Below are 7,121 nucleotides of genomic sequence, written 5' to 3'. Positions count from 1 at the left end.
CTTTATAGCCGTCTTGAATACGTTATCTCAGATATAAAAAATTGCCGTTAGATTGCTGACGGTTTTTGATATGTCAAGAAATTTAGTTTATGTTTTAAATATCAAATAATTTGACAAAATCCCCCAATGTGTGTAAAATAAAATTTGAAGATACTCTAATAAAAATAATGTAAATTAAAGGAAGATAATAACTAAGTGAGTAAACAGGGGTTGAAATTGGGGGCTTTTTTCAAGTATTATTTTGTGAGCCTTGCTTCACTGAGCCTTTTAGGTTTTATTTTTTATGGATTTTATTCTTTAAGTGGTTTAATTAGCTTATCTCCAGAGAGCACTTCAGTTCTTGAAGTAAACCATTATTCTGGTCAAGTATCTCCTTCCTCAGTAAAGAAGGATGGTATTTATAAGGTTCAAGACATAAGTGGTGAAACCAATAACTATGATGTTGATCTGAGAGTGACAAATGAGGGAGATAAGGTTATTCAAACCTATATTTTTGAATATAAAAAATAACTATACAATAAAATAAAGCTCACAAACTAAGCAAGTTTGTGAGCTTTCTATTTATTTTACCAAAGTCCTAATAGTTTTTGCATGAGGAGTGAAACGACACTAATTAATAACCAACAAAGCCCTCCCACTAATAGAGCAGAACCTCCCTTAGTAATTAGTTTTTTGAGATTTGTTTGGTAACCGATAGCTGTCATGGCCATGATAATCATGAATTTTGAAAGGTCTTTTAAAGGAGCGAAGATAGCTGATGGGACACCCATAGACATCGTTATGGTTGTAACGAGTGAAGCCAACAGGAACCAAAGGATGAAGTTTGGAATTGCTTTAGTCAGAGAAAACTTTTCCTTTGTATTATCTTTTTTTGACTGCCAAATAGAGAGACCTAGAGTAATAGGAATGATAGCAAGTGTCCTTGTTAGTTTGACAATCGTTGCCTGCTCTAGGATGGATGTTCCATGTAAGCTATCCCATGAACTAGCAGTAGCAGTTACAGAGGATGTATCATTAACAGCTGTTCCAGCAAAGATAGCAAAACCCTGATTACTGAGATTTAACCAAGAGCCTAAGTGAGGAAAAAGTAGAGCTGCCAAAATGTTGAAAAAGAAAATAACAGAGATTGCAGTTGCAATGGACTCATCTTTGGCCTTGATAACAGGTGCAGTGGCTGCAATAGCAGAACCACCGCAGATAGATGATCCAACTCCTACTAAAGTTGCGATTTCACTATCTAATTTAAATAGCTTATGGATGAAATAAGCAGTAATCAGTGCTGTAGCAATAGTCGCTAAAATAATGGGGAGAGATGTTAAACCGACGTTGAAGACTTGAGAAAGATTTAATCCAAAACCAAGAAGAATAACTGCGTATTGTAATACTTTTTTTGATGTGAATTGCATCCCTACTATAAATCTTTTTTGATTTATCAGTAGACTAGCTAATAAGAGTCCGATAAAAAGTCCAATGACAGGTCCTCCAATAATAGGAAATAAGTTTCCAAGATACCAAGCTAGGATTGATATAAGTATTGAAATACTTATTCCAGGTAAGGATTCTTTTATTTTCATTAAGATACCTCCTTAAAAGTTGACTATATTATAGCCTATTATAAATATGATGTAAAGGTGACTTCTGCCTTATTTCTCAGCAAAAACTAGGTAATAAGGTTGCGGGGTGTTAGTTTTTTTGATAGAATAGTATTAAAATATTATAATTTATTTTTTTATGAAGGAAGGGTTGTATGTATCGTCATTTAAAGAAGTATTTTGTTTTCATCGTGGGGGCTTTTATCTGTTCACTATTTTTGGTGTTGGCTTTTACAACAGACAGAAAAAATGATAATAGTGTCAATGCTAAAGCTGAAGCTGCCTATAACCAAACTACGACAGCTTTTATTGATAGTATCGGTGAAACTGCGCGACAGATTGGTCAAGACTACAATATCTATGCCTCTGTTCTAATTGCTCAAGCAATTCTGGAATCAAATTCAGGTCAGTCTGGTTTGAGTCAAGCTCCTTATTACAACTTCTTTGGTATTAAGGGTTCTTATAATGGGAATTCTGTTACAATGCGTACTTGGGAAGATGATGGTACAGGAAATACTTACGAGATTGACGAGCCCTTCCGTTCATATGGAAGTCTGAGTGATTCGCTAGCAGATTATGCTACTTTGATGACGTCATCTACTTATTCAGGTACTTGGAAATCAAATACCAGTAGCTATGCTGATGCTACTCAGGCACTCACAGGAACCTATGCTACAGACAGTCTTTATGCTTCTAAGTTAAATAGTATTATTGCATACTATGGTCTTACTATCTACGACCAAGCTCCTGTTACCCAGGCAACAGGTTCAAGTAACGGTCTTGTTTGGAATAGTTATAGAGGATCGTACACAGATGCTGAGACCTTATCTATAGATGAGGCTTGGGCAAGCTATAAAAATTATAAATAAAAAGAGCTGAAAGGCTCTTTTTTTGAGCGATAAAAAATCCCCAACCTTATGTGGTGGGGACTAAGTAGCTCTTATATTAGTTTTCAAAAGTGACTTCCTTAACAAGGTTATCCAAGAATTTTTCTCCCATTTTAGAGAGAGTTGCCTTTTCATGTTTCAAGTAAACAATATCAATTTCATCATCAATATCTAGTGGAATAGAGACGATATTGTCGCCATTTAAATTACTATTTAAGATACCAGTGGCAATTGTGTATCCATCCAAACCAATTAATAGGTTAAAAAGTGTTGCACGGTCTGAAACCACAATCGACTTTTTATGGGGGATTTGTGAGAGAATCTCTTCAGAATAATAGAAGGAATTATGAATCCCTTGATCGTAACTAAGGTATGGAAAGTCCTCTAAATCTTCCAATGAGACCACTTTATGCTTGGCCAAAGGATTTGACTTGCTAACAAAGATATGAGGTCGAGCTTTAAAGAGACTTGTATAGGTGAGTCGGTTATCGTCAAACATCTTAGTCAAGACATCTCGGTTATAGCTATTAAGGAAGAGCACACCAATTTCTGAACGGAAGTTCTTAACGTCTTCGATAATCTCGTAGGTACGAGTTTCACGTAAGAAGAGCTCGTAACGTGTCATATCAGCTCTCTTGAGAAGTGAGACAAAGGCATTGACGACAAAAGCGTAGTGTTGAGAAGAAACACTAAACAATTCACGTGTCTCTGTGTGACTCTTGTAACGTTCTTCTAAGAGATTAGTTTGTTCTACTACCTGACGAGCATATGATAGAAATTCAACCCCATCCTTGGTTAAGGTGATTCCCTTAGGGTTACGGATAAAGATGTCAATTCCCATTTCTCTTTCCAAATCGCGGACAGCGTTTGAAAGACTTGGTTGTGTAATGAAAAGTTGTTTTGCGGCTTCATTCATTGAGCCAGTTTCGACGATTTTGATAATATAATGTAATTGTTGAATTCGCATAGCCTTATTATAGCATACTTTAAGGATTATACCTTAGGATAAGAAGCGAGTAAAAAGTCTTTTTAGGACTATACCAATTTTTATGCTTGACAATGTTAAATATATGGAATATACTGTCTTCGTTAAGCTTTTTAAAGAGCTTATTGACTATACCAATTTTAAATGAAGGAGACATGACCTCTTTGATTTGAGGTTATTATTAAAAATATGTGTGGAATTGTTGGTGTTGTAGGTAACACAAATGCAACTGATATCTTGATTCAAGGACTTGAAAAGCTAGAATACCGTGGTTACGATTCAGCCGGTATCTTTGTAGCTGGTGGAACATCGAGTCAATTGGTTAAAGCTGTTGGCCGTATTGCGGAACTTGCTGCTAAAACTGAAGGAGTAGAAGGTACTGCAGGTATCGGACATACTCGTTGGGCGACTCATGGGAAACCAACAGAAGACAATGCTCATCCACATCGCTCAGAAACAGAACGTTTCGTTTTGGTTCACAACGGTGTTATTGAAAACTATCTTGAAATTAAGGAAGAATACCTTTCTGGTCATCATTTCAAAGGTCAAACCGATACTGAAATTGCTGTTCACTTGATTGGTAAATTTGTTGAAGAAGACGGTTTGTCAACTATTGAAGCTTTCAAGAAGGCTCTCAACATTATCCGTGGATCGTATGCATTTGCCCTCATGGATTCTGAAGATGCATCAACAATTTATGTAGCTAAAAACAAATCACCACTTTTAATTGGTCTTGGTGATGGTTATAACATGGTCTGCTCAGACGCTATGGCTATGATTCGTGAAACAAATCAATACATGGAAATTCACGATCAAGAGTTGGTTATCGTTAAAGCTGATAGCGTCGAAGTTCAAGATTATGATGGCAATGTTAAAGAACGTGATAGCTATACGGCTGAGCTTGATCTTTCTGATATTGGTAAAGGAACATACCCTTACTATATGCTCAAAGAAATCGATGAGCAACCAACAGTGATGCGTAAGCTCATCCAAGCTTACACAGATGACAAGGGTCAAGTGACTGTAGATGCTGAAATTATCAAGGCTGTTCAAGAAGCTGACCGCATCTATATCCTCGCAGCAGGAACTTCTTATCATGCCGGTTTTGCCTCTAAGAAGATGCTTGAAGAGTTGACAGATACTCCTGTTGAGCTTGGTATTTCTTCTGAGTGGGGTTATGGTATGCCACTCCTTAGCAAGAAACCTCTCTTTGTCTTTATTAGTCAATCAGGTGAAACAGCAGATAGTCGTCAGGTTCTTGTTAAAGCTAACGAGTTGGGCATTCCAAGTTTGACAGTGACAAACGTTCCGGGATCTACTCTTTCTCGTGAAGCTGACCACACAATGCTTCTTCATGCTGGACCAGAAATTGCCGTAGCTTCTACTAAAGCTTACACAGCTCAGATTGCAGCCCTTGCCTTCTTGGCTAAAGCAGTCGGTGAAGCTAATGGTAATGAAAAAGCTAAAGCATTCGATTTGGTACATCAATTGTCACTTGTAGCACAATCTATCGAATCAACACTCGCTGAAAAAGAAGTGATTGATGAGAAGGTGGCAGCTCTTCTTTCAGAAACACGAAATGCTTTCTATATCGGTCGTGGTCAAGATTACTATGTTGCTATGGAAGCAAGTCTTAAATTGAAAGAAATCTCATATATCCAATGTGAAGGTTTCGCAGCAGGTGAGTTGAAACATGGTACAATCGCTCTTATCGAAGATGGTACCCCAGTTATTGCCCTCTTGTCTGATTCTGTACTAGCTAGCCACACTCGTGGTAATATCCAAGAAGTGGCAGCGCGTGGTGCTAAAGTGTTGACCATTGCTGAGGAAAACGTTGCTAAGGAAGGTGATGACATTGTTCTTAATAATGTTCACCCTTACTTATCACCAATTTCAATGGTGGTACCGACACAATTAATTGCTTATTTTGCGACGCTTCACCGTGGACTCGACGTCGATAAACCACGTAACTTAGCTAAATCAGTTACAGTTGAATAAAAATACTAACATCTCTTACATTGTAAGGGATGTTTTGCTTTTCTTGTTTTCACCCTTGCTTAATTAAGTAATCTAAAGTAGAATAGTATTTATATCACAATCTTAGGAGAGAATTATGTCATTACCAAATTGTCCAAAATGTAACTCAGAGTATGTTTATGAAGATGGAATCTTGCTAGTATGTCCGGAATGTGCCTATGAGTGGGATCCAAACGAAGTTGCAGAAGAAGAAGGACTTGTGGTTCTTGATAGCAATGGGACACGTCTTGCTGACGGAGATACTGTTACAGTTATCAAAGATTTGAAAGTTAAGGGTGCTCCGAAAGATATCAAGCAAGGAACACGTGTTAAAAATATTCGCTTGGTTGAAGGTGACCACAACATTGATTGTAAGATTGATGGTTTTGGTGCCATGAAACTTAAATCAGAATTTGTTAAGAAAATCTAAAAATACGGATTAAGTAGGTAAATTTTTTAAGACCTAGAGTTTTCCAGATTATTTAAGTCTTTGAGGAGTGAGAATGAGAACTCAATTTTTAGAGAGAGTTCAGTCTCACTCCTTTTAATATTTTTAAAAACTTATACCATTTTTTTGTTATTTTTGGTATAATATTCAGTAATACTAAATAATTATAGGAGTTTATATGTCATACGTTTTGGAAGTATTACCAGCCCTGTTAAACGGTGCGGTAGTCACACTTCAAGTATTTTTCATTGTTATCGTACTGTCGATTCCACTAGGGATTGTACTTGCTTTCTTAATGCAGATTAAATTCAAACCTTTAAATTGGTTGCTAACCCTTTACGTTTGGATTATGCGTGGAACACCGCTCCTTTTACAATTAATCTTCGTTTATTATGTTCTTCCGAGTGTAGGGATTGTCTTTGACCGCCTTCCGGCTGCTATTCTTGCTTTTACGCTTAATTATGCTGCTTATTTCGCAGAGATTTTCCGTGGAGGAATATTGGCTATTCCGAAAGGACAATATGAAGCAGCTAAAATGCTTAAACTTAGTCCTTTTCAAACCATCCGTTATATCATCCTTCCTCAGGTGGTTAAGATTGTCTTGCCAAGTATCTTTAACGAGATTATTAACTTGGTTAAGGATTCATCATTGGTTTATGTGCTTGGGGTTGGAGACCTCCTTTTGGAAAGTCGTACCGCTGCTAACCGTGATGCGACCTTAGCACCGATGTTTGTGGCTGGAGCCATCTATCTTATCCTTGTAGGTGTAGTGACTGTAGCTTCTAAACATATCGAAAAGAAATTCAACTATTATAAATAGGAGACCTTATGTTAGAATTAAAAAATATTTCCAAGCAATTTGGTCAACACAAAATTTTTGATAACTATAATCTAACTGTCGAAGAGGGGAAGATATTGGCTATTGTCGGACCTTCTGGTGGTGGTAAAACAACTCTTTTGCGTATGCTCGCAGGACTTGAAACCATTGATTCAGGGCAAATTATTTATGAAAATGAAGAGATTCCCTTGGATCAGATGGAAAGTCGTAACTTGCTAGGTTTTGTCTTTCAGGATTTTCAACTGTTTCCTCACTTGACTGTCTTAGATAACCTAACCCTTTCGCCAATTAAGACGATGGGAATGTCTAAGGAAGATGCCCAGAAAAAAGCTCAAACTCTACTTGACCGTTTAGG

The 7,121-nt window shown here is 37.1% G+C and carries 8 protein-coding genes; 6 read left to right on the top strand and 2 right to left on the bottom strand.

The window, feature by feature from the left end:
- The first annotated feature begins 195 nt into the window (after window positions 1-195).
- The gene (locus RWZ99_RS08310) at window positions 196-510 is read left to right on the top strand and encodes a hypothetical protein (protein ID WP_314677954.1); all 315 of its coding nucleotides are present in this window, start codon (window positions 196-198) and stop codon (window positions 508-510) included.
- Window positions 511-566: 56 nt separating this feature from the next.
- Here RWZ99_RS08310 and RWZ99_RS08305 read toward each other — a convergent pair whose 3' ends face one another.
- Entirely contained in the window at window positions 567-1,574 is a 1,008-nt protein-coding gene (locus RWZ99_RS08305; RefSeq protein WP_314677952.1) for a YeiH family protein, read from the bottom strand.
- A 173-nt stretch (window positions 1,575-1,747) separates the two neighbouring features.
- Here RWZ99_RS08305 and RWZ99_RS08300 point away from each other — a divergent pair, with 173 nt between their 5' ends.
- Complete coding sequence (locus RWZ99_RS08300) at window positions 1,748-2,461, top strand: glucosaminidase domain-containing protein (RefSeq protein WP_314677950.1); 714 nt, start codon at window positions 1,748-1,750, stop codon at window positions 2,459-2,461.
- A gap of 76 nt (window positions 2,462-2,537) precedes the next feature.
- On the opposite strand, the gene RWZ99_RS08295 is transcribed toward RWZ99_RS08300, so the two are convergent.
- Entirely contained in the window at window positions 2,538-3,446 is a 909-nt protein-coding gene (locus RWZ99_RS08295; protein WP_314677948.1) for a LysR family transcriptional regulator, read from the bottom strand.
- Window positions 3,447-3,653: 207 nt separating this feature from the next.
- On the opposite strand from RWZ99_RS08295, the gene glmS reads away from it, so the two are divergent.
- The 4 genes from glmS to RWZ99_RS08275 form a co-directional block, all read left to right on the top strand.
- Complete coding sequence (gene glmS / locus RWZ99_RS08290) at window positions 3,654-5,462, top strand: glutamine--fructose-6-phosphate transaminase (isomerizing) (protein WP_314677946.1); 1,809 nt, start codon at window positions 3,654-3,656, stop codon at window positions 5,460-5,462.
- 115 nt (window positions 5,463-5,577) lie between these two features.
- Window positions 5,578-5,910 (top strand): zinc ribbon domain-containing protein YjdM, encoded by a 333-nt coding sequence (locus tag RWZ99_RS08285; protein WP_002891088.1) that lies wholly within the window; start codon window positions 5,578-5,580, stop codon window positions 5,908-5,910.
- 196 nt (window positions 5,911-6,106) lie between these two features.
- Window positions 6,107-6,748 carry an amino acid ABC transporter permease gene (locus RWZ99_RS08280; protein WP_002891087.1) on the top strand — a complete coding sequence of 214 codons (642 nt, stop codon included), beginning with the start codon at window positions 6,107-6,109 and terminating at the stop codon, window positions 6,746-6,748.
- Between the two features lie 8 nt (window positions 6,749-6,756).
- Window positions 6,757-7,121, top strand: a 365-nt coding sequence (locus RWZ99_RS08275) for an ATP-binding cassette domain-containing protein (protein ID WP_314677936.1), incomplete at its 3' end; no start/stop codon positions are given.

Origin of the sequence: uncultured Streptococcus sp. (assembly GCF_963545685.1) — a bacterium.
Taxonomy (GTDB): Bacteria; Bacillota; Bacilli; order Lactobacillales; family Streptococcaceae; genus Streptococcus.
This window is presented reverse-complemented; position numbering and strand designations above follow the sequence as displayed.